28 protein-coding genes are annotated in these 22,998 nt (G+C 60.0%); 6 read left to right on the top strand and 22 right to left on the bottom strand.

The features are described 5' to 3' along the window. From NKJ09_RS17050 to NKJ09_RS17010, 9 genes are all read right to left on the bottom strand, one after another. Entirely contained in the window at positions 1-801 is an 801-nt protein-coding gene (locus tag NKJ09_RS17050) for a FadR/GntR family transcriptional regulator (RefSeq protein WP_245278497.1), read from the bottom strand. Positions 802-803: 2 nt separating this feature from the next. Then, positions 804-1,805, bottom strand: coding sequence for an ABC transporter permease (locus NKJ09_RS17045; RefSeq protein WP_023717011.1), 1,002 nt, complete (start codon positions 1,803-1,805; stop codon positions 804-806). Then, positions 1,802-3,322 carry a sugar ABC transporter ATP-binding protein gene (locus NKJ09_RS17040; protein WP_352494354.1) on the bottom strand — a complete coding sequence of 507 codons (1,521 nt, stop codon included), beginning with the start codon at positions 3,320-3,322 and terminating at the stop codon, positions 1,802-1,804. The genes NKJ09_RS17045 and NKJ09_RS17040 overlap by 4 nt, the downstream gene beginning before the upstream one ends. Positions 3,323-3,426: 104 nt before the next feature. Further along, positions 3,427-3,804: a type 1 periplasmic-binding domain-containing protein gene (locus NKJ09_RS17035; RefSeq protein WP_352639174.1), complete on the bottom strand. Its 378-nt coding sequence runs from the start codon at positions 3,802-3,804 to the stop codon at positions 3,427-3,429. Beyond that, positions 3,783-4,409 carry a substrate-binding domain-containing protein gene (locus NKJ09_RS17030; RefSeq protein ID WP_352763077.1) on the bottom strand — a complete coding sequence of 209 codons (627 nt, stop codon included), beginning with the start codon at positions 4,407-4,409 and terminating at the stop codon, positions 3,783-3,785. Before NKJ09_RS17030 ends, NKJ09_RS17035 begins: the two co-directional genes overlap by 22 nt. A 32-nt stretch (positions 4,410-4,441) precedes the next feature. Beyond that, on the bottom strand, positions 4,442-5,218 hold the full coding sequence (locus NKJ09_RS17025) for an SDR family oxidoreductase (protein ID WP_023717008.1): 777 nt from the start codon (positions 5,216-5,218) through the stop codon (positions 4,442-4,444). 5 nt (positions 5,219-5,223) lie between these two features. Further along, positions 5,224-6,396 (bottom strand): galactonate dehydratase, encoded by a 1,173-nt coding sequence (gene dgoD / locus NKJ09_RS17020; protein WP_352494356.1) that lies wholly within the window; start codon positions 6,394-6,396, stop codon positions 5,224-5,226. Positions 6,397-6,577: 181 nt separating this feature from the next. After that, a complete protein-coding gene (locus tag NKJ09_RS17015; protein WP_352494357.1) occupies positions 6,578-7,633 on the bottom strand; it encodes an alpha/beta fold hydrolase in 1,056 nt (351 codons plus the stop codon). A 339-nt stretch (positions 7,634-7,972) separates the two neighbouring features. Next, the gene (locus NKJ09_RS17010) at positions 7,973-8,557 is read right to left on the bottom strand and encodes a glutathione binding-like protein (RefSeq protein WP_352494358.1); all 585 of its coding nucleotides are present in this window, start codon (positions 8,555-8,557) and stop codon (positions 7,973-7,975) included. Between the two features lie 152 nt (positions 8,558-8,709). Here NKJ09_RS17010 and NKJ09_RS17005 point away from each other — a divergent pair, with 152 nt between their 5' ends. The 5 genes from NKJ09_RS17005 to NKJ09_RS16985 all read left to right on the top strand — a co-directional run bounded on the left by NKJ09_RS17005 (position 8,710) and on the right by NKJ09_RS16985 (position 13,284). Then, positions 8,710-8,853: a hypothetical protein gene (locus tag NKJ09_RS17005; RefSeq protein ID WP_023717004.1), complete on the top strand. Its 144-nt coding sequence runs from the start codon at positions 8,710-8,712 to the stop codon at positions 8,851-8,853. Positions 8,854-9,016: 163 nt separating this feature from the next. Then, the gene (petA, locus tag NKJ09_RS17000) at positions 9,017-9,493 is read left to right on the top strand and encodes a ubiquinol-cytochrome c reductase iron-sulfur subunit (RefSeq protein WP_031193388.1); all 477 of its coding nucleotides are present in this window, start codon (positions 9,017-9,019) and stop codon (positions 9,491-9,493) included. Between the two features lie 16 nt (positions 9,494-9,509). Beyond that, on the top strand, positions 9,510-10,805 hold the full coding sequence (locus tag NKJ09_RS16995) for a cytochrome b (RefSeq protein WP_023717002.1): 1,296 nt from the start codon (positions 9,510-9,512) through the stop codon (positions 10,803-10,805). Between the two features lie 23 nt (positions 10,806-10,828). After that, positions 10,829-12,346, top strand: coding sequence for a mechanosensitive ion channel family protein (locus tag NKJ09_RS16990; protein ID WP_023717001.1), 1,518 nt, complete (start codon positions 10,829-10,831; stop codon positions 12,344-12,346). 26 nt (positions 12,347-12,372) lie between these two features. Beyond that, positions 12,373-13,284 carry a pirin family protein gene (locus NKJ09_RS16985; RefSeq protein ID WP_023717000.1) on the top strand — a complete coding sequence of 304 codons (912 nt, stop codon included), beginning with the start codon at positions 12,373-12,375 and terminating at the stop codon, positions 13,282-13,284. Between the two features lie 66 nt (positions 13,285-13,350). On the opposite strand, the gene NKJ09_RS16980 is transcribed toward NKJ09_RS16985, so the two are convergent. The 9 genes from NKJ09_RS16980 to NKJ09_RS16940 all read right to left on the bottom strand — a co-directional run bounded on the left by NKJ09_RS16980 (position 13,351) and on the right by NKJ09_RS16940 (position 19,157). Further along, positions 13,351-13,782 (bottom strand): DUF1810 domain-containing protein, encoded by a 432-nt coding sequence (locus tag NKJ09_RS16980; RefSeq protein ID WP_352494359.1) that lies wholly within the window; start codon positions 13,780-13,782, stop codon positions 13,351-13,353. 41 nt (positions 13,783-13,823) lie between these two features. Beyond that, a complete protein-coding gene (locus tag NKJ09_RS16975; RefSeq protein ID WP_023716998.1) occupies positions 13,824-14,105 on the bottom strand; it encodes a GNAT family N-acetyltransferase in 282 nt (93 codons plus the stop codon). A gap of 54 nt (positions 14,106-14,159) precedes the next feature. Beyond that, entirely contained in the window at positions 14,160-14,894 is a 735-nt protein-coding gene (locus NKJ09_RS16970; protein ID WP_023716997.1) for a sensor histidine kinase, read from the bottom strand. 128 nt (positions 14,895-15,022) lie between these two features. After that, complete coding sequence (locus tag NKJ09_RS16965; RefSeq protein WP_352483844.1) at positions 15,023-15,460, bottom strand: CBS domain-containing protein; 438 nt, start codon at positions 15,458-15,460, stop codon at positions 15,023-15,025. A gap of 138 nt (positions 15,461-15,598) precedes the next feature. Continuing rightward, positions 15,599-16,120, bottom strand: coding sequence for a carboxymuconolactone decarboxylase family protein (locus tag NKJ09_RS16960; RefSeq protein WP_352483843.1), 522 nt, complete (start codon positions 16,118-16,120; stop codon positions 15,599-15,601). A gap of 270 nt (positions 16,121-16,390) precedes the next feature. After that, positions 16,391-16,837, bottom strand: coding sequence for a hypothetical protein (locus tag NKJ09_RS16955; protein WP_352483842.1), 447 nt, complete (start codon positions 16,835-16,837; stop codon positions 16,391-16,393). A gap of 252 nt (positions 16,838-17,089) precedes the next feature. Beyond that, entirely contained in the window at positions 17,090-17,491 is a 402-nt protein-coding gene (locus NKJ09_RS16950; protein WP_023716993.1) for a cupin domain-containing protein, read from the bottom strand. A 49-nt stretch (positions 17,492-17,540) separates the two neighbouring features. After that, the gene (locus NKJ09_RS16945) at positions 17,541-18,299 is read right to left on the bottom strand and encodes an SDR family oxidoreductase (protein WP_023716992.1); all 759 of its coding nucleotides are present in this window, start codon (positions 18,297-18,299) and stop codon (positions 17,541-17,543) included. Positions 18,300-18,365: 66 nt separating this feature from the next. Continuing rightward, the gene (locus NKJ09_RS16940; protein WP_023716991.1) at positions 18,366-19,157 is read right to left on the bottom strand and encodes an alpha/beta fold hydrolase; all 792 of its coding nucleotides are present in this window, start codon (positions 19,155-19,157) and stop codon (positions 18,366-18,368) included. Between the two features lie 425 nt (positions 19,158-19,582). Between NKJ09_RS16940 and NKJ09_RS16935 the strand changes: the two genes are divergently transcribed. Further along, the gene (locus tag NKJ09_RS16935) at positions 19,583-19,810 is read left to right on the top strand and encodes a DUF680 domain-containing protein (RefSeq protein ID WP_084642389.1); all 228 of its coding nucleotides are present in this window, start codon (positions 19,583-19,585) and stop codon (positions 19,808-19,810) included. A 431-nt stretch (positions 19,811-20,241) separates the two neighbouring features. On the opposite strand, the gene NKJ09_RS16930 is transcribed toward NKJ09_RS16935, so the two are convergent. The 4 genes from NKJ09_RS16930 to NKJ09_RS16915 all read right to left on the bottom strand — a co-directional run bounded on the left by NKJ09_RS16930 (position 20,242) and on the right by NKJ09_RS16915 (position 22,988). Further along, entirely contained in the window at positions 20,242-20,991 is a 750-nt protein-coding gene (locus tag NKJ09_RS16930) for a glucose 1-dehydrogenase (RefSeq protein ID WP_352763072.1), read from the bottom strand. Between the two features lie 113 nt (positions 20,992-21,104). After that, positions 21,105-21,467 carry a hypothetical protein gene (locus tag NKJ09_RS16925; protein ID WP_352494361.1) on the bottom strand — a complete coding sequence of 121 codons (363 nt, stop codon included), beginning with the start codon at positions 21,465-21,467 and terminating at the stop codon, positions 21,105-21,107. A 49-nt stretch (positions 21,468-21,516) separates the two neighbouring features. Further along, positions 21,517-22,509, bottom strand: coding sequence for an alpha/beta fold hydrolase (locus tag NKJ09_RS16920; protein WP_245278495.1), 993 nt, complete (start codon positions 22,507-22,509; stop codon positions 21,517-21,519). A gap of 323 nt (positions 22,510-22,832) precedes the next feature. Further along, positions 22,833-22,988, bottom strand: coding sequence for a hypothetical protein (locus NKJ09_RS16915; RefSeq protein WP_023716985.1), 156 nt, complete (start codon positions 22,986-22,988; stop codon positions 22,833-22,835). Between the last annotated feature and the right edge of the window lie 10 nt (positions 22,989-22,998).

The raw sequence follows: 22,998 nt of genomic DNA, 5'->3' as shown, positions 1-22,998 counted from the left end.
TCAGACGGTATCGGCCTTGGCAGCGGCGATCGGCTGTGGATGGCGGCCTTTGCGAGCCACTGCAAGGAGGTCGTTCGACGCGATCCCGATGAGCGCCTTCATCTGATCGTGAGCGTCGTCGGCCCTGCGCATCCGGATTGCCTCCAGCACGTCGCCATGCGCGCTCAGCGTCTGCTGGTAATTAGCGGTGGCCGATGTGGTCAATCGGAAGGAGAAGCTGAGGGCGGCAGCAAGCATATTGCCGAGATTGGCGAACACCGGGTTGCGGCTGGCACGAAGGATGGCGGTATGAAACCTGACGTCGGCATCGAGACACGCAGCAAGGTCGTCCTGCGGAGCAATGCGCATGGCCTCATAGGCGGCTTCGATGACTGCGAGATCGCCTGACGTCGCCATCTTGGCCGCAAGGTGGGCGGCCGCGGGTTCAATGATCAGCCGCGCCTCGATCAATCCGCGGACGAAATCGAGATCGGGCTCGATATCGCGCATCCATTCCAGAACCTGTGCATCCAGCCTGTTCCATTCGCTCGACACGCGCACACGCGTCCCGGCCCGCTTGCGTGCCTCGATCAATCCTTTCGCCGAAAGCGTCAGAAGAGCATCGCGAAGCGCCGTGCGGCTCGCCCCGTAGATAACGCAAAGTTCAGCTTCCGTCGGCAAGACGGAGTGCTGCGCGTAGGAGCCGGCGAGGATTCGCTGTCCGAGATCGCGTGCGATGCGATCCTTGAGCGATGACGTGGCGCCATCTGCGGCAGGAATGTCCTGCTTGCCTTGGCCAGTCGAAGCGATCGCCGTGTCCATCGTCATGTCCTGTTCAAGTGGTACTCGGCAATTACCACAGCAAGTATCAGCAGCGAGCCCTTGGCAAGCAACTGATAGAAGGTTGGCACGGACGTCAGTATCATTCCGTTGTTGAGGACACCAATGATGGCGACGCCCAGTAGTGCGCCGACGATCGTGCCCTTACCGCCCTGCAAGGCGCAGCCACCCAGAACGGCCGCTGTGATGGCCTCGAGTTCCAGGCCTTGGGATCCGGATACGGGCTGCCCCGAGCCGGTACGGGCAGCCAACAGAATCCCGGCCAATCCGGCCGCCACTCCACTCATGATGTAGATGCCGACACGGTAGCGGTTGATGTTGATGCCGGAGAAGCGTGCAACAACGGGATTGCCGCCCAGGGCATAGATGTTGCGGCCAACGATCGAGCGGGCAAGGAAGAGATGGAACACGATCGCGGTCAGCAAAAGAATCCAGATCAGCAGAGGCAGGCCGAGGATTCGTCCGATCCCAATGAAGCGGAAAGTGTCGCTGAAAATCGCGATCGATTGCCCATCGGATATGATGAACGCGATGCCGCGGAAGATCGCCATCGTACCGAGAGTCGCGATGACAGCGTTGACCCGCCCGTAGGTGATGATGATGCCGTTCACGAGGCCGGCAAGACCACCCAGGACCAGGCCGGCAAGAATGCCCGCTGCCGGCGATCCGGTCGCCTGGATGGCCATTGCCGTCGATACTGTGGTCAGACCGACGATTGCGCCGACGGCAATATCAAGCCCGCCGGCGACGATGACCACGGTCTGGCTCATCGCCAGGACGCCCAGGATGGTAATGCCCAGACCGATGTTCAGCAGGTTTCGGCTCGAGAAGAACACGTCGCCTCTCAGAGTGCCGAAAATGAGCACGAGAATGGCGAGAGCAACCAGGAGGCTTATGTTGTGAATGCCGATGCGCTCTGCCATGCGCAAGGAAGGGCGTCTTTTGCCGGTTTGTGTTGTTGCTGTCCTGAGCTCAAGGCTGTTCACTGAATTTGTCCTCCGAGCGATGCTACAGATTGCGGCATGGCGTGCTTCAGGATCGTGGCCTCATCGATGTCTGGGCGGGAAAGTTCGGCCGTGATCCGGCCTCCAGCCATGACAAGCACCCTGTCGGCGAGCCCGATCAGTTCGGGCATTTCCGAGGAAATCAGGATTATGCCGATACCGCTTGCGGCGAGTTCATCGATCAGGCGATAGATTTCCGCCTTGGCGCCGATGTCGATGCCGCGGGTCGGCTCGTCGAGGATGAGAAGCATCGGCTGCCGGGCAAGCCAGCGCGCGAGAACGACCTTCTGTTGATTGCCACCCGACAATTTCGAAACCTGTTCGTCGAGGTTGGGCGCCTTGATCGACATCTTTGCTGCAAGCGGTGAGACGATCTCCAGTGCCTTGCGCCGGTTGAAGAAGCCGAAGGTCGACGTCTTGTCGGGCACGCAAAGCGAGGCGTTGTCAAGAATGCTTCGGAACAGCAGCAGGGCCTCGTGCTTGCGGTCTTCGGGGGCGAAGCCGATGCCTGCCACGATCGCTGCATGCGGACTGTTGGGGCCAACGGGCACGCCGCTCATCGTTATGGTTCCGTCGAGGCGCCGATCATAGCCGACAATCGCCTTTGCCAGCTCGGATCGACCCGCACCCATAAGGCCGGCAATGCCGAGCACCTCGCCGCGGCGGACCTTGAGGCTCACATCGGTGACGTGGTCGGTGGTCAAGCCCGCCACCTCCAGCAACGGTAGCCCCGATTGCCACGTCTCGCGCGTAAACAGATCGGCGATGTCACGGCCGACCATGAGTTTGGCTATGGTCTGCTCGCTGGCACCGTCCGCGCGGGAATCGTCGACCAGCCGGCCGTCCCGCAAAACGACAATGCGATCCGCAAGGTCGATGACCTCGTTCAGCCTATGAGAGATGTAGACGATCGAAGTGCCCTCTTCGCGCAGCCGCCGAATTACTGAAAACAGACGGCGCGCTTCGTCGTCGGTCAGCGACGAGGTCGGCTCATCGAATGCGATCAGCTGGCCGCCAGCACGTATGGCGCGCATGATTTCGATCATCTGGCGCTGTGCCGGACCGAGCGTGCTGCAGAGTTGACGCGCCCGCATATCCTGCTGCATGCCGAAGGTCGCAAGCACCTTGTCGGTCTGCTCCTCGAGCCTATGCCAGTCGAGCAGGACGCCTGCCAGCCGTGGCAGTTCGCCGACGAAAATGTTCTCGGCCACGGTCAGGTTCGGAACGATCTCCGGCTCCTGATGGATGACGCGTATTCCGGCTCTGTGGCTGTCGCGCGGTTCGCTGAAAACGATCGGCGTGGAGCCATGCAGCACGGTGCCGGTGTCCGGTGCGAACACGCCCTCGAGAATTCGCATCATTGTCGATTTGCCGGCCCCATTCTCGCCAACCAGGGCGAGCACCTCTCCTGGCCGAAAGGCAATCGAGACATTGTCGAGGGCCTGCACGATGCCGAAGCGCTTCGATATCCTGTCGAGCGAGAAGAAATCCGATTGCATCAAAGCTCACTCCCGAGAAGCGATCCCGTGTCGGTGGCGTGTGCCCGCTGACGAACTGCCGATTTGAGCGTCATGCGCCTTGCGGCGCATGACGCGTGGCCGGTTCAGTGGCAGAGCTTGGCTTTATAGTCCGACGCAAAATTGTCGGCGGTGATGTATTCCGGGTCCGTGAAGGACTGAACGGGAAGCTTCGTTCCGTCCTTGATGGAGGCCAAGAGAATCTTCACCGCCAGCGCGCCATGATTTTCCGAATTGAGCCACATCGTACCACGGAACGCCGAGGGCTTTCCGGATCCGAAGGCGTCACAAGCGCGGCTCCCGTCGATGCCGATCCCCATGCCCTGGTCTGGGGTATAGCCCGCATTCTCCAGGGCTCGCGCACCACCCAGCACGCCATCATCGTTGCATGAATAGAATATCCAGTTCGTGACGCTGGGATTGGCCGTCAATGTGGTGGTCATCACGTCGATGGCGTTGACCATCGTATTGTCGTAGGGGCGCGAACGATATTGCCCGGCTTGAAATCGGGCACCGCCTTCAGGAATGCTTCTTCCGCGCCCTTGTTGCGCTGCATGCAGGTATCCGCTTTGCGGTCCTCGATCGAGGCGATGCGCACCTCTTTGCCGGCCCAGCCGTCGGCCTTGTAGAGCTTGGCAAGTTCTTCGCCCACCCGCGCACCGATGTTGTAGGCATTCATGCCGACATAGGGGACCTGAGTGCCGTCCTCGTAGTAGATGTCGTCATCGACCGCCACCAAGGGAATTTTTGCGGCCTTTGCTTTCTCGGCGATGACCGGTCCCAGCGCCTTGTCGGGGACGACAATGGCGATGCCTTTTACGCCATCGCCGACCATCGTATCGAAGGTCGTGATCGTCAAATTGGCGTCGAACTGAACGTCCTGCGACACGAACGCAGCCCCTGCCGCCTCGGCCGCTTTCTTGGCGCCGCCGACTTCGGCGACAAACCATGGATGGTCTCCCATCTTGTTGATGTAGCCGATCTTGATGTCGTCTGCGCTTGCTGCGCCACCCATCAGTCCGGCAGCCAGTACCGCAAATGTCGCCAAAGCCTTTGTTGTGGTTTTCATGAAGATCCTCCCTGAGAGCTCGATGGTCGTTGCTAGTCGTGGTAGAGAACCGAGCGCCCACCATCGATGGTGATCGTCTCGGCATTTATGAACGGCGCTTCGTCCGAAGCGAGGAAAACCGCCGTCATTGCAACCTCGTCCGGCCGGCCAATGCGCTTGGGCGGATGAAGGTCGTAGGCTCGCCGCTTCTCCTCGGCGGGGTTCGGGAATGTGTTCCAGTAGGCTTCCGCGATCGGCGTCTCGATATAGCCGGGGGCGATCGCGTTCACCCGGATGCCGCGCGCGGCATATTCGATGGCCAGCGAACGGGTCAGGCCCAAAAGTGCATGCTTGGCGACCGGATACGGGAATGTATGGGGAATGATCTGGAACGCGTGACAGCTCGCTATGTTGACGATAGACCCCGAGCCCTTCGCCAGCATCGTCGGCAAGACTGCCTTGGCGCAGAACCATGCGGCCTGGAGGTCTAGCTTGAGACAGCGGTCCCATTCCTCATCCGGCATCGCCAGTGGTTCGTAGAAGACGTTGGCACCGGCATTGTTGACGAGAACGTCGACGCCGCCATAGCTCGTGATCGTGCGGGCGACCATGTCCGCGACCGCGGATGCGTCCGTGACATCCGTCTCGACGAACGATACGTCGGCGCCTCCGACACGCAGTTCGTCGGCGATCGCTTTGCCGCTTGCCGCATTCAGTTCGGCAATGACGGTCTTTGCCCCATGCATCGCAAAAGCCCGGGCGGTGGCGGCACCGATGCCTTGGCCGGCGCCTGTGACGATTGCGATCTTTCCTTGCAGCCGGCCTGCCATTGCATTCACCAGTCGACCACGGTGCCGTCCGGCATGACGGCGTTGCGGGCATGCAGCACTTCCTGCTTGAAGGGGTGGCGCGCGATAACGTCCTCATTGACGGTGACGCCAAGGCCCGGCAGTTCGGGCAGATCCCAGCGGCCTGGCTTGCGCCGAATTGGCCAGGTAACGACATCGTCGTACCAGGCGACGGCACCGGACATCTCCTCCTGAATGACAACGTTTGGGGTCGATATGCCGAAATGAAGAGCAGCCACACCGGCGATCGGACCGAGGGGGTTGTGCGGCGCAAGGCCGATGCCTGCGGTTTCCGCCATGGCCGCGATCTTCTTTGTCTCGAGCAGACCGCCAGTGTGGCAAATATCAGGCTGGGCAATGTTGAAGGCGCGGGCTGCGATCGAGTGCGTGAATTCGCGGCGCCCAATCAGCCGCTCGCCGGAAGCGATCGGCACGGCCGATCGCGCCGTAATGTGCGACAGTCCGGCAACATCTTCGGGCGGCACGGGTTCTTCCGCGAACATGATGCGGGCCGGCTCGATTGCCTTGAGGTAATCCATCGCCGCGTTAACGGATGCAGGGCGTCCGTGGAAATCGACCATGATGTCGATATCCGGGCCAACCGCCTCGCGAAGTGAGCCAACCATGTTGGCAACAGAATCGACTGCCTTCGCAGGAGACACGTAGTGGGTGTAGGGAATGCAGACGACCTTGACCGCATCGTAGCCTGCTTGCGTCACGATGCGTCCGCGTTCCACGATGGCATCCGCGGATCCGGTCTCATAGACCGCCTTCATGTCCCCGAGGCCGAGATGCGTATAGGTGCGCAGATAGTCGCGGACCCGACCGCCCAAAAGGCGCCAGACGGGGACGCCCAATGACTTGCCCAATATGTCCCAGAGCGCGATCTCGATGCCGCTGACGGCGGACATTCCCTCGACGCCAAGACGCCAAAAGCCGTGCCGCGTAAGTATCTGGTAGCACTGCTCCACATTGCGCGGATCTTGCCCGATGAGCAGGGCCTCAAGGTCCTGAAGCGCCCCAACGACGGCTCGGGTCTTCCATTCCAGCGTTGCCTCACCCCAGCCAAACAGCCCGGGCTCGTCGGTTTCGACCCGAACGAAGACCCAGTTGCGCATTTCCGCGTTGCAGACGCGCGCCTTGATGGCCGTGATTTTCATTGGTCCTCCCAGACCTGCCGTCTTTTTTCGAGGCAATATGTATGATTTATTACGAATAATATGGACGAGTCAAGCGCAACATCGATGTGGACCAGCGCCGCGCCTCGATGTTCAGCTCGCAACCATCATGTCCTCGCCACCCATCCAGCGCAGGCATCAGCAGCTCACTCAGCTTGCCTGATCAGTATTCGCCAACGTCGATGACGGCCTGGGCGAAGGCCTGCGGGGCTTCCTGCGGCAAGTTGTGGCCAATGCCGCCGGTGACGATCCGGTGCGTGTATCTGCCCGAGAATTTCTTGGCGTAGGAGCTGCTGTCGGGATGGGGTGCGCCATTGGCATCACCCTCAAGGGTAATGGTCGGCACTGTGATCACGGGAGCTTCTGCCAGCCGGTTTTCCAGAACGTCATATTCCGGCTCGCCATGTGCCAGGCCGAGCCTCCAGCGGTAATTGTGAATGACGATGCTGATGTGATCCGGGTTGTCCAGGGCTGCGGCGCTGCGCTGGAAGATGTCATCGTCGAAATTCCACTGCGGCGAAGCGAGTTGCCAGATGAGTTTGGCGAAATCGCGCGTGTATTTCTCGTAGCCGGCGCGGCCGCGATCCGTGGCGAAGTAATACTGATACCACCATTGAAGCTCCGCCTCCGGTGGCAGCGGCACCATGCCGACCTGCTGATTTCCGATGAGATAGCCGCTCACCGAGACGATCGCCTTGCAACGCTCAGGCCAGAGCGCGGCAACAACATTGGCCGTTCGAGCACCCCAGTCGCAGCCGGCGATCGTGGCCTTTTCGATTCCCAGCGCATCCATCAGGGTGATCGTATCCGCGGCGAGCGCCGACTGCTGGCCGTTGCGCATCGTGTCGTCCGAAAGGAAGCGCGTAGTGCCGTAGCCGCGCAGGTAGGGCACAATCACGCGGTACCCCTTTGCGGCAAGCAGGGGAGCGACGTCGGTGTAGGTGTGAATGTCATAAGGCCAGCCATGAAGCAGGATCACTGGGGCACCTTCGGCGGGCCCCAGCTCCGCATATCCGACGCTCAGCTTTCCGGCATTGACCTGCCTAAGCGAGCCGAATGATTTCTGCCTGGTTTGCATCGCGGATGCCCTCGCCTCGACCGTCCAAGCGGCTACCGGTGCGTTCAAGCCGAGTTCGGTGGCGGCGAACGTCATTGCTGTTGCGCCAACAATGCGTCGGCGGCGATGATCGACCGTCTCGGGAGCCTTATTCGCATTCATGATGAAGCCTCTATGATGACCAACAAGCCGGAACGACCAGACCCGCCCGCCGTATCGGCCGACAGGAAATATTGCGCTTATTTCGACGGTGACTGCGACGAATCCAGGATTGTAACCGCTCGGCCAGGAGGCAGTGCGGCGAATTCTGACCGGATGCCGGTAAGGTCCAGCGTTTCCTCGATTTCCCTCCTGAGAAATTCGAGACGTAGGCCGTCCCCGCGCTTGGAAGCGGCTGGATGTAGCATCCGCAGAAACGGCAGCATGAGAATGACTCCTGATCTTTGTTGGGGTGAGAGGATATATTGCGTCTGATCTTATGCTCGGAGCCACCCTCGGCTTTTAGACGAGGCCCTCACGATCCATTGCGATGCGCACGGCCGGTCGCGCAGCCATTCGGGCGCGAAGCGCTTGCAAAGGCGCGGGAACAGGGACGTGGAAGCGGGCCGCCCAAAGCAGCATCACGAAAAGATAAAAATCCGCCACGCTGGGTTTGTCGCCGAACAGATAGTCGGTCTCGAGCCCGTCAGCGACGAACTCGAGTTGGCTCGTAATCGCCGCGCTCGCCTTGGCCTTTTCGGCATCGCTGCTTTGGTGCCACATCGGCTTGAAGCTTCGGTGTATTTCAGTTGAGACGTAGGCCAGCGCTTCGAGAACGCGGGTACGGTCCAACGGCCCCGCCACTCCCAGTGCCGGGTATTGTGACGCAATCCAGTCGAGGACTGCGATATTTTCCGTCAGCGCTTCGCCGCTATCCAGCACGAGGGCTGGAACATAGCCCTTGCGCGTGACGGTGGTGAAATCATCCCCGGAGCTCGTTCGTTTGGTTTTGAGGTTCACGCTTTCGCGCTCGAAGGAAACACCGGCCTCTTCCAATGCGATGTGATCCGCCAGGCTACAGGCGAGAGGGCTGTAGTAGAGTTTCACCGTTTTCCCTTTCTGACCCCGATTGAGTTCCGCAATTGGTCGTCGCCGGGCGAAAACCTGCCCAGCGCCACGCGAGACAACTGCTCCAAAAACTCGCACTTGGCGGGGACGACGACTACGACACCGACAGCTAGGCATGCCTGTGCCGAGGTATGATCGGGCTGAAGTTCGGGATCGCCGTGCGCAATGCCGGACGGTATCTCAGCTCAGTGGCCAACGGTTACCTGGAGGAATTCAGAACCTTCCATGACGGCGTCATCGCCAGCCCGGCCAGTCCTTCGCTCAGGAAATCGTAAACGAAAGTATTGGACGCACGCGCCGTTGGCACGATGGCTCACACCCGGCCACGGCCGGCATATTCCGCGCGGCATGAGCAGACTGGAAGGCGAAAGCTGTGGCCTGCTTTTGCTCGATTGCCACCAACGCGATGACGCAGCTTCCAACATAGGAGTCGCCATCATGGCCGACCTTTCCGAAACCTCCACAGCCGAGCACACATTGCACGTCGAAGCGCCCGACGCGATCGAGGTCGACGTCTCCTCGCTGAGGCCAGGAACGTCGCTGATCGTCGACTGGCACGGCAATCCGGTGGTCGTGCGCAACCGCACTGAGCAAGAGATGAAGGACGGCCAGTCAGTCAGTCTCGCCGAGCTCAAGGATCCAATCGCCCGCAACGCCAACCTGCCGGTCGACGCGCCGGCAACCGACGCTAACCGAACTATGCCGGGCAAGGAAGCCTGGGTGGTGATGGTCCAGGTCTGCACCCATCTCGGCTGCATCCCGCATGGTCAGGAAGGCGACTTCGATGGCTGGTTCTGTCCGTGCCACGGTTCACAATACGACACCGCCGGCCGCATCCGCAAAGGTCCGGCACCCGAGAACATGGCGGTACCGGTGTTCCAGTTCGTTTCCGACACCAAGATCCGCATTGGTTGAGGCAGGGGGCATTTCGATGAGCGGCGACAAACACTCGACCTATACGCCCAAAACCAGAATCGCACGTTGGTTCGATGCCCGCCTGCCGCTGCCGCGGCTGGTGCACGACAGCTTCATCGTCTATCCGGTGCCGCGCAACCTGAACTATGCCTATACGTTCGGCGGCATTCTCACGATCATGCTGGTTTCACAGATCCTGACCGGCATCGTGCTGGCCATGCATTACGCTCCTGATACGGGACTGGCCTTCAATTCAGTCGAGGAGATCATGCGCGACGTGAATTCGGGCTGGTTGCTGCGCTATCTCCATTCCAACGGCGCGTCGTTCTTCTTCATTGCCGTCTACATCCACATCTGCCGCGGGCTCTACTATGGTTCCTACAAGGCGCCGCGTGAGCTGCTGTGGGTGCTCGGTTGCACCAATCTCCTGCTGATGATGGCGACGGCCTTCATGGGCTACGTGCTGCCTTGGGGACAGATGTCGTTCTGGGGCGCGACTGTCATCACCAACTTCTTCACGGCCGTCCCACTGATCGGCGACTGGCTCCAGCAGCTTTTGCTCGGCGGGTTCGCGGTCGACAATCCGACGCTGAACCGCTTCTTTGCGCTGCATTACCTGCTGCCATTTGTGCTTGCGGGCGTGGTGACCTTGCATATCTGGGCGCTTCACGTCGTCGGCCAGAACAATCCGACCGGCATCGAGGTCAAATCGAAAACCGATGTCGTGGACTTCACGCCCTATGCCACCGTCAAAGATGCCTTCGGCATCCTCGTGTTCCTGTTCTTCTTCGCCTATTTCGTCTTCTACCTGCCGAACTATCTCGGCCATCCCGACAACAACACGATCGCCAATCCGCTGAAGACGCCGGCCCACATCGTGCCGGAATGGTATTTCTTGCCGTTTTACGCGATCCTCCGGGCCATCACCTTCAATATCGGGCCGATCGATTCCAAGCTCGGCGGCGTGCTCGCGATGTTCGGCTCGATCGCGGTGCTGTTCCTGGTGCCGTGGCTCGACACCTCGAAGGTGCGCTCGGCGGTCTACCGCCCCTGGTATAGGGTGCTCTTCTGGCTGTTCGTTGCCAATGCCCTCTTTCTCGGCTGGCTCGGCTCCCGACCGGCGGAAGGCGCCTACGTCGTCATGTCCCAACTGGCGACGCTTTACTATTTTGCGTTCTTCGTCATCGCCATTCCGGTGCTCGGGCTGATCGAAAAGCCGCGACGGCTGCCGAATTCGATCACCGAAGCAGTTCTCGAAAAAGACAAGGCCAGCGGCCGAGGCCCGATCGCCGGGCCGGAGGCCAAACATTGAACTGTGAATGGCGGTGATCGTTCATGAACTGGTGGAACTCTCCTCTGGTCTACATCGTGTTGCTCGGCCTCGCCGGGATCGTCGTTTGGACCCTCATCCCCAGACGCTTCGCCAATGCGAAGCTGGTCGTCCAACTCAGCTTTTTCCTCGCGATGTCGGCCATGGTTCTCGACCTGCGCGTCGTGCCATACGAGGCCGCAGGGGACAACGAGACAACCGGAGGAGCGATCCTCATGGGCTCGGTCAAGCTGCTCTGGTGGGTTCACCTTGCCTGGGCGCTAATCGGATTTGTCCGTATCTATCTCGTTTTTGAGCGAAAGCCGCGCGAGGCACGTCTCCTGCAGGACGTCGTGGTCGGTATCGTCTATGCTGGAATGTTCCTGTCGATCCTGGCGTTCGTCTTTGCGGTGCCGGTCGGAACGCTCATTGCCACGTCCGGCGTGTTTGCCGTCATCCTGGGACTGGCGCTCCAGAATACGCTCGGTGACGTATTTTCGGGGATCGCGCTTAACCTCGGCCGCCCTTACGTACTTGGAAACTGGATCATTCTGAGCGACGGAACCGAAGGCCGCGTTGTCGAGACCAACTGGCGGTCGACCCAACTCCTGACCCCGACCCACAATGTCGTCGCGCTTCCGAACAGCCTTCTCGCCAAGATCGGGGTAACAAATCTAAGCGGCCCGGACGAGAGCCATGGACTTGCCGTAACCGTCAAGATGGCGCCAACGAAGACGCCGGCGATCATCGTAGACCTCATGCGCACCGTCTTGCTGAGCTGCAATTCAATCCTCCAGGACCCTTCGCCTTTGGTCACAATCAGAAGCCTGGATGCGGCAGCTATCGAGATCGAGTTGTTTTTTCGCGTCGCAAATCTTGACCAGCGAAGTGCCGCTCGGAACGAAATCTTCGATCTCATTTATCGCCATTCAAAGTCGACCGGCATGCTGCTGGCGGAGCCACTTTCGGCTTCGATTGCCATGACCAACCGGCTGAGCGACGAGAAGGCAGCCTCCCAAAGCTTCACCCCGATCGAACTCATCAGGTCCATACCGGTATTCTCGGCGCTAACGGATACCGAGCAGGAGTCGCTCGCCGCAGCGGCCTCGGTTCGCACCTACCATAAGGGCGAGATCATCGCACGACGGGGAGAGATGCTGCCGTCGCTCATGATCGTACGGACGGGAGTTATCGTCCGGCAAATTGGCGAGGACGATGCTCACCTGCAGGAGATCGGCCGGCTTGCACCCGGCGATTTCTTCGGCGAGACCGGCTTGCTCGCCGGCATTGGCGAGATGTCGAGTTTGCGGGCAATGACCCCCGTCGAGGTTTACGAGATAGACCAGGAAAGCTTTGCGCCGCTGCTGCACGAAAGGCCCGAAATGGCTGAAGATCTTGCGGCGATCCTGTCGAAGAGGGTGTCGGCTCTTAATGAAAGCGGCATCGCCGGACAGAACCACGCGAGCTCCAAATTCGCGCTCCTCAAAGCCATTCAGACAGTCTTTCGCGCCGCTCCGTTCAAGCGCGTTCGAGCACCTGGCTGACAAGGCATGCAGAAGGACAGAGATCCATGACCATCCGCCAAAGCGATATCACAGGCATCGATACAATCATCCAGCCGGCTATCCGTGATTTTGCCGACGGACTGAAGATAAGGCGCGTATTGCCCTCCTCGAATCGCCTGATGATCGGGCCCTTCATCCTGTTCGACCATTTCGGCCCCGCTATATTCGACGCAGGTCACGGTTTCGATATGGGACCGCATCCGCATATCGGCGTTGCGGCCGTGACCTACCTGATCGACGGCGAGATCGTCCACCGCGACAATTTCGGTAAAGTGCAGACCATCCGTCCTGGCGAGGTCAACTGGATGACGGCCGGGTCGGGCATCGTCCATTCCGAGCGCACGCCACCGGAAGTCCGGGCGTCGGGAAGCAATCTCTTCGGCGCTCAGGCTTGGATCGCCCTCCCCTCCCGCTATGAAGAAATTGCCGCCGACGTCGCACATTTTGGCGCTCCCGAAATACCCAGGATCTGTGCCGACGGCGTCGAGCTTACGTTGATCGCCGGCGCGTCCGACGGGTTGGTCTCGCCGGTAAGGACGTTCTCCGACATGGTCTATGCCGAAATTGTGCTCACGAGCGGTGCGCGATACCAGGTGAAACCCGAACACCGTGAGCGTGCAATCTACATCGTCGCCGGTGAGGTTGGAATTGTCGGCCAGTTCGGGACGTTTCATGAGGCCGAATTGATAGCTCTGGCGCCCGGCGCTGAGATTGTGCTCCAGGCGCCTGCCTTCCATGCGGCGAGGCTGATGCTGATAGGAGGCGAGCCCTTTTCCGAGCCACGTCATATCTATTGGAACTTCGTCTCCTCTTCAGCCGAACGGATCGAGCAGGCAAAGGCGGATTGGCGCGAACGCCGCTTCTCCGGCGTGCCGGGAGACCACGAGTTCATGCCTCTGCCAGATCGCAGCGTGTGAGGGATAAGGCAGCGGATGGTGACCTCAGCGCCGCGACAGCTTTACGCCGGTGGCGTAGGCAGACCACTACGATATCAAGTAGAGATCGTTCATCGTTTCCTCGTCGAGCAAACCGTCGAACCAGACGTCGAAGATTGTCTCGAGCAGGAACTCGTCGTTGCTTGCTTCGGAAAACAGCGTGAGGGACGCGTGCAACTTCTTCGCATCAACCTCACCGAAGACAGCGCGAGCGCTTAGGCCGGAGAGCCGCTGCAGGGTGCCAACACATTCCCGATAACGGCCTCCTAGGATCGGAAATGAGAGATAAGCGCTGGCTTCGTCGAGCGATGTGATTGAATATGGCTCAGGCGCAGTACCGCTTCGCCTGGTGGCCAACGTTGGGAAGATGAACTCCATATAGGGAGTGCACATCATTCCTTGACGGAGAATAGCCAGCGCGTCGTCGTAGACCGGATCCTGTGCGCTGACGAACCTCTGCAAATCATACTCGTCGTGCATTAGGATAGATCCCTGGGAAACCCTCAACATTCGTGCCCTGACTAGCCGTCGAGGACATCTGCATAGTCCGGGTGCTTGGCGAAAAAGCGGCTCATGAAGGGACATTTCAAGATCGCTTTACGGCCGGTTTTGCGGAGCAGCTCGAAGGTGCCCTGCGCCAATCGCGACGCGATCCCTTGTCCGGAAAATTCCGACGGGACTTCGGTGTGTATCAGCGCGACCTTCCCGCCCTCGAGCCGATAGTAGGCCGCCGCAAACATATCGCCGGCGATCGGCAGCTCGAAACGGTCCTGTTCGACGTTTTCAACGACTTGTGCATCCATCTTTATCTCTCGATTGTATGTCACGTTTGTCACCGGAGGGAGATTGGCCGGCCGCTATCGCACCGCAGGCAACCGCAGAGTGACGGTCGTGCCTGCCCCAAGTGTGCTCTGAATATCGATGCTTCCGCCTGACTGCTCGGCAAAGCGCTTCACCATCGGCAAACCGACGCCGCCGAGGCCTTCGCTTTTGGTGGTGAAGAACGGATCGAAGGCGCAGACCATCGTCTCGCTGGTCATCCCGATACCGCTGTCCGCGACACGGATATCTACCTGACCGGCGGTAGAGCTTTCAGAGGCCAAGCCGGCATCGATCGAGATGAAGCCGCCGTCAGGCATTGCATCGCGCGCGTTGAACAGAAGATTCAGAACCGCATTTTGCAATCCAAGGCGATCGCATCTCACCAAAGGCAGGTCCGATCCAACCCGAAGCTCAAGACCGAAATTGGCATCCAAGGCGCTCCGCACGAGGGTTTCGATCTCAGCCAGGCAAGCACCTACGTTTGTGTATTCGATTTCCGCGGGGCTCTCTCGGGCCAGGCTGATGGTTTGCCGGACAAGGCCACCAGCCCGTTCCAAAGCCGTTTTGGCGCCGGCAACTACAGGCCCAAGCGCCGGAGCCGCTTGGATGCTCGGATCGCGGGCCAGGTGGTTCAACGCCGACGAGGCGACCTGAATGAGATTGCCCAGGTCATGGACGATGCCGGCCGTCGACATTTGCACGGACATACCACTTCCAGGACCATCGGATGGGCTGTCGAAGACATCTTCTTTTATGTCCGGACGAAACATTTCATTACCCCGTTGGCTCAGCCGACACCTATTTGCTTCAATACACTATAATTTATGGTATTTATTATCCATTATGTCTAAGAAGACTCCGATACATACTTCTGTATATCCAAACGCGAGACCATGATCTATTGATAGCCGATCCCGCTGATGTAGTTGGCAAGCAGCCGTTCCTGCAGTTCCTCTTGTTTGAAGAGCGCCTTCATCGCATCACGGATATCGAGGACGCCTAGCGGTTTCGAGTCAGCCCCGAGCACCGGCACATTCTGCAGGCCTTGCGCGGCCATGGTCTGCCAGACTGAATGAAGATCATCATCGGGACCACAAGACACGATGGACCGGCTCATCAATGCCGCAATCGGCGCTTCTGTTGGCCCTGAATTCGCTAGATGGCGGACAAGGTCGGACTTGCTCAGCACGCCTGCCGCCTCCCCACTGCCGTGGCACACCACGACCAGGCCTATTGCGGGCCTGGAAAGCGAGAGTGCTGCACTGCGGAGTGGAGCGTCGACGTCGATCACCATGAGACGGGCCGATATTACTGGATGCAGACTGTCAATGCGCATGACGCCCTCCTGAGAGCGCCTCGCGGCCGCGGCCGGGAGGCTGGGATCGGTTCCAGGGTTTGGTCGCCGAGGTCGGCGCCTTTGCCTGGCCGGTCAGAATGGCGCGAAAACAAGCGCCATTCTGACCCATTCCAAAGATTAGCTTAGCGCTGCTTTGCTCAGGCCAAACTTCGCATCCCCCGAGCCCGGGACCGGTTTGAAGCCGATGTTCAGACGGTTCCAAGAATTGACCGCCATGACGACGAAGGTCAGATCGGAGATTTCCTTCTCGGAAAGCTGCGACCTGACCCGATCGTAGACCTCGTCCGGGACACCCTGCTCGGGCAGCTTGGTCAAGACTTCCGTCCATGCCAAGGCTGCACGCTCGCGAGGAACGAACAGGGTCGAATCCCGCCAGGCTGCCAGGTGGTAAAGGCGCAGTTCGCGCTCGCCATGAATCTTCGCCTGTTTGACGTGCATATCAAGGCAGAAGGTGCACCCGTTCAGTTGCGCGGCTCGGACGGCAACAAGGTCGCGGATCGGTTCTTCGATCGACCCCTCTCGCGTCGCACCAAGAAATTCAATAAATTTCTTCAGAAGTTCCGGCGACTGCTCCGCATAACTCGCGCGTTGGGCGACGGCTTTTCCTTTCGGAGCGACCGGTGACGCTGCAATATTCATTACTTATCTCCTTGAGGTGTTTGCAATCCATTGCAGCGTAAGGATGACCGGTGAGCCAAACTGTTGCTATCGTGCCGATGATATGTATTGCCATTCGATCGGTTTGGGGCGCCTAAACCGAAGTATAGGAAGCGGTGGAAATTGGCACCCTGAACGCTGCCCTCGGCAATTCGCTTTGCCGCAGGCATGCGACAGGTGCGCGGCGTTTGGGTCACTTGAAGGGCGAGGCTGAACCGACCGGTGTCGATAGAACCTGGATCGAAACTGCGCTCACTCTTCGAAGGGAGCGTTCATCACAAGATCAACTGCCGAAGTCGCCTTGTAGCCGGAAACAAAGCGCTCGCCGAAGTCCCGGGCAAAGTTGTCGTAGGTGGTTTCCGGCCTGACCTCGGCGATATGGCAAAAGCATCGGGCCATCCGTCGCTTCATTTGGAGGCGTGGAAACTCACCGATGATCTTTGCAATCTCGGCTGACGAAACGAGGCTGTATTGCAAGCCGACGACATCGAGGCAGATGCCAGCTGTGCAAAGCGCCACCTCAGCCTCCTTGTAGAGGCCGATCGACGGCGTCGAGTTGAGGGCGATGCTGTCCCAGATCAATTGGGCGCGCCGCTCGTCGAAGCCGCCTTCCCGAACGAAGGTGCGGGCAAGATCGGCGCCTTCCACTTCGAAACGGCGCGGCCCGGCGAAGTCCTCATTGAGCGTGACGTCATGCAACAGGGTTGCAACGGCAACAACCTCCGCGTCGTGCTGGATATTCTGAATCTGTCCGATCCGGGCCGCGAAAAGCCAGGATCGGACTACGTGGTTGAACAAGTAAGGTTCACATCGCTGGCGGGCATGTTCGATCGCCCGGCCAACAAGCGGTGTATCGGGGACCGAAATCCCCGCAAGTGTGCGGCTGGCGATCGAATTCATGTCACTGACCGTCCCTTCGCATACGCCCCGATGGTCCGGGGGGCCACGATTTCATTTCGCGTTCGTCGTCAGTTCCTTTTCGCTGGTGTCGACGACGAAAATAGCAAGCAGACGAGCGCCTTCCGTGTTGCTGGCGTTTTCGCTGACGGCATGACGGTCGCCCGGGAATTCCGAGAAACTCTCGCCGGCGCGATAAGTCTTCACCGGCCCATCGTTGACCTGGCTTCGGATCGTCCCCTCCAGGACCGTGGCATAGATGAACGCGGATTTGGGATGGGTATGGGCCGGCGACGTACCCCCCGGCGCGTACTCGACGAGCACGGCTTTCATGCTCTTGCCAGGCACGTTTGGAAGGGCCTGGTCGTAGACAAGCTTCACGCTGGCGGCGTCTTTGGCCATTGCTGCGGTGACGGAAGCGGCGGTGAGCGCGGCGCAGAGAAGTGTTTTGATCATGTCTGGTCTCCTTGTTGTAATGCGAATGGTGGGCCTATCCGATGATTGCTTACTTCGGTGGTGTGTATCGGCTGAGCCAATCATCGAAACGCACGGCGCCGATGCGCGCATTCTCGCCGGGCACCAGCGTTCGATCGTCGATTGCCACCTGGCCGTAGTAGAGCGCGCCGGGATCCGGGACGACTTTGCGCGGGTCGTTGGTGGCCTTCAGGAAGCGCTCGACAAGTTCGCTCATGCGAACGCGCTCCGGGCCGGCAATTTCGATCATGCCGTTCAACGGCGCGGCAAGCGCGACGTCCGCCATCGCATCGGCAACATTATCAGCCGCCATGGGTTGGAAGTAGGCCGGTGACATATGAATGGTATCTCCGACAGCGCCCGTGTTTGCGATGGCGGCGGTGAATTCGAAGAACTGCGTGGCGTGAACGATCGTGTAGGGAATTCCGGACTCCCTGATCAGCTTTTCCTGAAGCAACTTGCCCCGGAAATAGCCCATGCCCTGCAGCCGGTCGGTACCGACGACCGACAGCGCCACGTGATGACGGACACCGGCAGCCGTTTCGGCGGCAAAGAGATTACGCCCGGATGCCTCGAAGAACTCCAGGGCAACCTTTTCCTCGAACGACGGCGAGTTCGCGAGGTCGACGACGACCTGCGCACCGGAAAGCGCGGCGGCCAGACCCTCTCCCGTAACGGTGTTGACGCCCGAATTCGGCGACGCCGCAAGCACGTCGTGTCCTTTGTTTCGCAGTCTCTCCACGGTCTTTGAACCGATCAGCCCGGTTCCGCCTATGACGACGATCTTCATGTCTAGTCTCCTGGTGTTGCGTGTCTATTTTCGTTGCTCGATCGGATGCTGGGCGTTTCCGGCCTGCTACTGACTGACCGATGCAGCAGCATCCTCGATGAGTGACGTGACCTCGTCGGGATGCGAGACCATGAGCGCGTGGGACGCGCCCTCGATGACGACGGTCTTTACCGCGTGCGCACGCTTGGCCATGAAACTCATGACGGCTGCCGGGATGTTCCGGTCATCTGAGCCGTAGATCATGTAGGACGGCAGCGTCTTCCATGAGGCGACGCCCGAGGCTTCAGCCAGAGCTGCCTGCGCAACAGGGCGTTGAGTGGCAGCCATCAGCAAGGTCTGCTCTTCCGGAACGTCGGCGGCGAACTGGGCGCGGAACTTGGCCGGCTGGATGAAGAGGTCTTGTCCGCCGTCCGGCAACGCGACTGGAGCAAGCGCGCTACCCAAGGTGCTGCCGGGAAACATGCTGGACAATGTAAGGCTCGATTCGCCGGTATCCGGCGCGAATCCCGCCACGTAGACCAAGGCCTTCACATTGGGATTGCCATTGGCGGCCTCGGTGATGACAGGCCCGCCGTAGGAATGCCCCACCAGCACGACCGGCCCGGAAACCGACCGGACGATGGCTGAGACTGCTTTCGCATCGCTGGCAACGCTGCGGAGCGGATTGGCTGCGGCTATCGCTACATAACCGTCTTTGCTGAGTTTCGTGATGACTGCGTCCCAACTCGACGATTCCGCGAAGGCGCCGTGCACCAGTACGATCGTCGGCTTGGGCTGAGAATTCGCGGCCTGCGCCATCCCGCCGCCCGACGCGGCAAGCGCCGCAGTGAGCGCCAGGACTCGAGTTATGTTTCGCATTTGCTTTCTCCCGTGTGGCCTGTGGTGACCAATGCTCAGGAGAATGCGCCGACGTGGCCCGCCAGCCTATTGTGCGGAAGGGTCTGTCATACAATGCCAAGGTGCAGGGTAGGTCACCAGGGAGATCAGGTGCCCCGGAGCACGATTGAGGTATCTATGCCGGGTGTGCATTGTCGGCAGGCGCCGGAATAGACACTGAGGCGCGCGGCCAGAGAGCTGTCGATCCGTTGAGCATTGGTGAGCCGGCCGGATCGACACGGCGGCAAAGCCTTCTCTCGTCAACGACATAGTCCCTGGCCTTCGGCCTGCATCGCCCAATGCCTTCGTATGGGTCAAACAGCTGGACCGTCTGATCGTGTCGCTGCGTCACGGCATTTATATTTGCGTGGGTGAATACCATCCAAGCTACCAATGGAGTTACCAAAATGAAAATGACAGCCCTTGCTGCCGCCGCGCTTGTTATTACAGCAGGAAGCGCCATTGCCGGAAGCGACCACTATGGATCAAACGGAGCCCAGCAGCCTGCGACTGCGTCTGACAACGTGTATACATCCTCGATCAAAAAAATGAGCAACGATATCGGGGTGCCGAAAACCGTACGCAAGCCGATTGTTCCCAACGATGAATATGGCCAGGGCATCTGGGGTCACTGATCCCGACCTGCAGAAAATTGAACGGACCAGGGCGTGACCCTGGTCCTTCCGCCGTATCGGCAATACGGCTCCGTGGAGGTCCGTCTGTCGGCAAATCCACTGCCCGGCCGCCTCGTGCCCGGCCTGTCCGCGCCTGTCGAGATTGACCGAGGGAGCGCCCTCAGCGAGGACAAAGTCCGTTGAATGGCGCCTGACCGGGGCCTTCGCCGACAGCATTGCTCAGTGTGCCGATTTCTGTCTTGCGCGTTGATCCCTGCAATGCGACTGCAGCCGTTTACGTACCTCAATTTGCGTCCTGTCGACGAACGTTCTCGCCTCCGACCTATTTGGAGGGATTCGTGCGGCAGCTTCCCGGAAAATCGTCGTGAGGAAGACCGATTGCTCAGGCATTATTCGGCCGTCTATTGGCGCGACGACTTCGCAGTCGTGGCTCAGAGCACTGCCATCCCGCCGTCGACCCGCAGATTAATGCCCGTGACGAAACTGCTCGCGTCCGAGGCAAGGAACAGGGCGGCTTTTGCCAGCTCTTCCGGCTGCCCCATCCGGCCCAAGGGTATTGCCTCAGCCATCGCCTTTTCAGACAGCCCGCGCTGCTCAAACGGTATGCCTAGCTTATCGAGAATAGCCGTATCCACCGGACCTGGGCTAAGCACGTTGACCCGGATACCGCGAGACTTCAGTTCGATCGCCCAAGCGCGCGCAAAGGCATTTATGGCCGCCTTGGAGCCCGCGTAAACAGCATGACCGTCCAGAACCTTCTCGCTGGCCAGCGAGCCTGTGAGGATGATTGCGCCGCCGTTCCGCATGATCGGAATCAGCTTCTGGACGCCGAAGAAGACGCCTCGCGTGTTGACGGCAAATTGCGCATCATATTCTGCCTCGGAGACGTCGGCCGAGTGGGTGATGGTGTTTATGCCGGCGTTCGCCATATAGATGTCGAGCGCCCCGAACCTCTGGAGGATCTGCTGCGCCACCTCATCATGGTGCGCCACGTCGGCCGCATTTCCCTGAATGCCCAGCGCGCCTGCCCCGATCTGCGCGATCGCTTCCTCGACCGCCTGCCGCCGGCGGCCGGTAATGACGACTTGCGCGCCCTCGGCGGCAAAGATTTTTGCAGCCGATAGTCCGATCCCGCTGTTTCCGCCGGTGACCACCGCGATCTTGCCTGAGAGTGCGCCCATGTCGTTCCTGCCTTCGAAAAATTGTGCCGGTGCTGCTGCGATAGTCGCAACCGCTGGCCAAGAAAATTTCACGCCGAATTGAGACCGCCAAAATGAGCGGCAATCGCAAACGGCTACCGATTGATAAACTCGCGGCGCTTAGCCAGTTTGACGTCTTGGAGAGCGCATTGGCCTTCAAGGCAGAACAAGCGCGCGGCGGCGACCCCCGACAGCGCGACGTAGTGTCGAACACCGGCGATCACCTCCGCGCTGCACAGGCGCGGTTGCCCGAATGGCAGCCGTGTCGCAGCACATGTTTCGCGCCTTTGCCAGCGCTCCAGCTCGATGGCGCAGTGGTTCGGTTCCACAATCCGGGACATGAGCCGGCAGAACCAGCATTCAGGCCACCGCTCGGCTATGCGAGCGCACAAGGTTTGACCTGGCGCGCCACCCGAAATGCGGTTCAGGGCGCGCGAAATATTGCCAAAGGTGGTCATCGGCGGCTCCAAGGAATTTCGGAAAACATGCGGTCGTGACTGAGGCTTGCTATCCTTTGATGAAGGCGAGCAGGTCAGCATTGACCTGATCCTGGTGCGTGGCCGTAATCCCGTGGGGCGCGCCGGGGTAATAGATATCCTTTGCGCCTTTGATCAGTCGGGCCGACTTGACTGCCGAGTCCTTGACGGGGACGATCTGATCGTCCTCGCCATGCAGGACCAAGGTTGGTACGTCGAACTTCTTGAGGTCCTCGGTAAAATCGGTCTCGGAAAACGCCTTGACGCTTTCGTACGCGTTCACGAGACCCGCCTGCATGCTCCAGAGCCAGAACTGATCCAGAATCCCCTGGGAAACCTTGGCGCCTGGCCTGTTCGCCCCATAAAACAACGGTGCGAGGTCCCGGTAGTACTGCGAACGATCCTTGACGAGGCCAGCCCTTATGCCGTCGAATACCTCGATCGGCAGGCCTTCCGGATTGGCCGGCGTCTTCACCATGATCGGCGGAACAGCGGCGATAAGAACAGCCTTGGCCACCCGCTTCGTCCCGTGCCGTCCGATATAGCGAGCGACCTCGCCTCCTCCGGTTGAATGTCCGACCAGCGTGGCGTCCCGGAGATCCAGCGCCTCGATCACGGCTGCAAGATCGTCCGCATAGCCATTCATGTCGTTGCCGGACGTGGCCTGGCTCGAGCGGCCATGGCCGCGCCGGTCATGCGCAACCACGCGAAAGCCGTTATGGGCAAGAAAGAGCATCTGGCCGTCCCAGGCGTCGGAATTCAGCGGCCAGCCGTGCGAGAAGGTTATAGCCGGGCCCTTGCCCCAGTCCTTGTAGTAGATTTCGGTGCCGTCCTTGGTCGTGATGGTGCTCATCGTCTTGGTTCCTTTGGTTGAGGGGAAGAGGGAAGGTTTTGTTTTCGGCTCACGGCCGAAGCAGCGCGGGGCAGTCCGGCGGCAACGGTGGCGATCAGGCCGGCCAACAAGACATCGCGACGAGATCCGCCGACGGAGAAAAGTCCGTCTTTGTTCATCATGTCCATCCATGTGCTTTGAACATCCTGCTCACCGTCACGACCGTCGAGTCGGCCCGTGCGGTCGCGTTCGGGGAGGAGCGAGCGAGGAGCGGTAGAAACGCGACGGTCGTGATGGCTTGCGAGGAACAGGATGCACCGATCCGGGCCGCGAACCTATTCTACGGAAGCATCTGTCATACGATGCCAAGGTGCAGGGCAGGCACGCCGAGTATTGGGGACGGGCCGAGGCAAGCTCTTATAGACATAAGTCAATTTAGGCTTGGGTAGCGCGCGGGACCGACGCGGCATGGCCGGCGTCAGTTGCTGTTGCATGAAATGTTGCGAGTTTGTCGGTCAGGCTGGCGCCGCAAAAGAGCGCCGCTCAGTGGTGGCGATGTTGGCGCGAGCCTTGCCGCAAAACACCCAATAGGAACCACCGATGTACATCAGGACCACCCGCAGCAGCAGCGTGCCGACGGGCAGGAAGGCCTGCGCGCGCTGAAGAAGCAATTTCCCACAG

Source organism: Mesorhizobium sp. M0189, from assembly GCF_040322135.1.
GTDB lineage: Bacteria > Pseudomonadota > Alphaproteobacteria > Rhizobiales > Rhizobiaceae > Mesorhizobium.
The sequence above is the reverse complement of the archived record's forward strand: the minus strand, read 5'-3'. Positions and strand labels throughout refer to the sequence as shown.

Excerpts from the sequence above, each read along its gene's own strand:
- NKJ09_RS17035 (WP_352639174.1), bottom strand. The coding sequence starts at position 3,804 with ATGGTCAACGCCATCGACGTGATGACCACCACATTGACGGCCAATCCC.
- NKJ09_RS16940 (WP_023716991.1), bottom strand. The coding sequence starts at position 19,157 with ATGCGAAACATAACTCGAGTCCTGGCGCTCACTGCGGCGCTTGCCGCG.
- petA (WP_031193388.1), top strand. The coding sequence starts at position 9,017 with ATGGCCGACCTTTCCGAAACCTCCACAGCCGAGCACACATTGCACGTC.
- NKJ09_RS16935 (WP_084642389.1), top strand. The coding sequence starts at position 19,583 with ATGAAAATGACAGCCCTTGCTGCCGCCGCGCTTGTTATTACAGCAGGA.
- NKJ09_RS17015 (WP_352494357.1), bottom strand. The coding sequence starts at position 7,633 with ATGAATGCGAATAAGGCTCCCGAGACGGTCGATCATCGCCGCCGACGC.
- NKJ09_RS16945 (WP_023716992.1), bottom strand. The coding sequence starts at position 18,299 with ATGAAGATCGTCGTCATAGGCGGAACCGGGCTGATCGGTTCAAAGACC.
- NKJ09_RS16990 (WP_023717001.1), top strand. The coding sequence starts at position 10,829 with ATGAACTGGTGGAACTCTCCTCTGGTCTACATCGTGTTGCTCGGCCTC.
- NKJ09_RS16970 (WP_023716997.1), bottom strand. The coding sequence starts at position 14,894 with ATGTTTCGTCCGGACATAAAAGAAGATGTCTTCGACAGCCCATCCGAT.
- dgoD (WP_352494356.1), bottom strand. The coding sequence starts at position 6,396 with ATGAAAATCACGGCCATCAAGGCGCGCGTCTGCAACGCGGAAATGCGC.
- NKJ09_RS17030 (WP_352763077.1), bottom strand. The coding sequence starts at position 4,409 with ATGAAAACCACAACAAAGGCTTTGGCGACATTTGCGGTACTGGCTGCC.
- NKJ09_RS16995 (WP_023717002.1), top strand. The coding sequence starts at position 9,510 with ATGAGCGGCGACAAACACTCGACCTATACGCCCAAAACCAGAATCGCA.
- NKJ09_RS16960 (WP_352483843.1), bottom strand. The coding sequence starts at position 16,120 with ATGAATATTGCAGCGTCACCGGTCGCTCCGAAAGGAAAAGCCGTCGCC.
- NKJ09_RS16950 (WP_023716993.1), bottom strand. The coding sequence starts at position 17,491 with ATGATCAAAACACTTCTCTGCGCCGCGCTCACCGCCGCTTCCGTCACC.
- NKJ09_RS17005 (WP_023717004.1), top strand. The coding sequence starts at position 8,710 with ATGATCGGGCTGAAGTTCGGGATCGCCGTGCGCAATGCCGGACGGTAT.
- NKJ09_RS16965 (WP_352483844.1), bottom strand. The coding sequence starts at position 15,460 with ATGCGCATTGACAGTCTGCATCCAGTAATATCGGCCCGTCTCATGGTG.
- NKJ09_RS16930 (WP_352763072.1), bottom strand. The coding sequence starts at position 20,991 with ATGGGCGCACTCTCAGGCAAGATCGCGGTGGTCACCGGCGGAAACAGC.
- NKJ09_RS17025 (WP_023717008.1), bottom strand. The coding sequence starts at position 5,218 with ATGGCAGGCCGGCTGCAAGGAAAGATCGCAATCGTCACAGGCGCCGGC.
- NKJ09_RS16975 (WP_023716998.1), bottom strand. The coding sequence starts at position 14,105 with ATGGATGCACAAGTCGTTGAAAACGTCGAACAGGACCGTTTCGAGCTG.
- NKJ09_RS17050 (WP_245278497.1), bottom strand. The coding sequence starts at position 801 with ATGGACACGGCGATCGCTTCGACTGGCCAAGGCAAGCAGGACATTCCT.
- NKJ09_RS16925 (WP_352494361.1), bottom strand. The coding sequence starts at position 21,467 with ATGACCACCTTTGGCAATATTTCGCGCGCCCTGAACCGCATTTCGGGT.
- NKJ09_RS16920 (WP_245278495.1), bottom strand. The coding sequence starts at position 22,509 with ATGGATGGACATGATGAACAAAGACGGACTTTTCTCCGTCGGCGGATC.
- NKJ09_RS17040 (WP_352494354.1), bottom strand. The coding sequence starts at position 3,322 with ATGCAATCGGATTTCTTCTCGCTCGACAGGATATCGAAGCGCTTCGGC.
- NKJ09_RS16980 (WP_352494359.1), bottom strand. The coding sequence starts at position 13,782 with ATGCACGACGAGTATGATTTGCAGAGGTTCGTCAGCGCACAGGATCCG.
- NKJ09_RS16985 (WP_023717000.1), top strand. The coding sequence starts at position 12,373 with ATGACCATCCGCCAAAGCGATATCACAGGCATCGATACAATCATCCAG.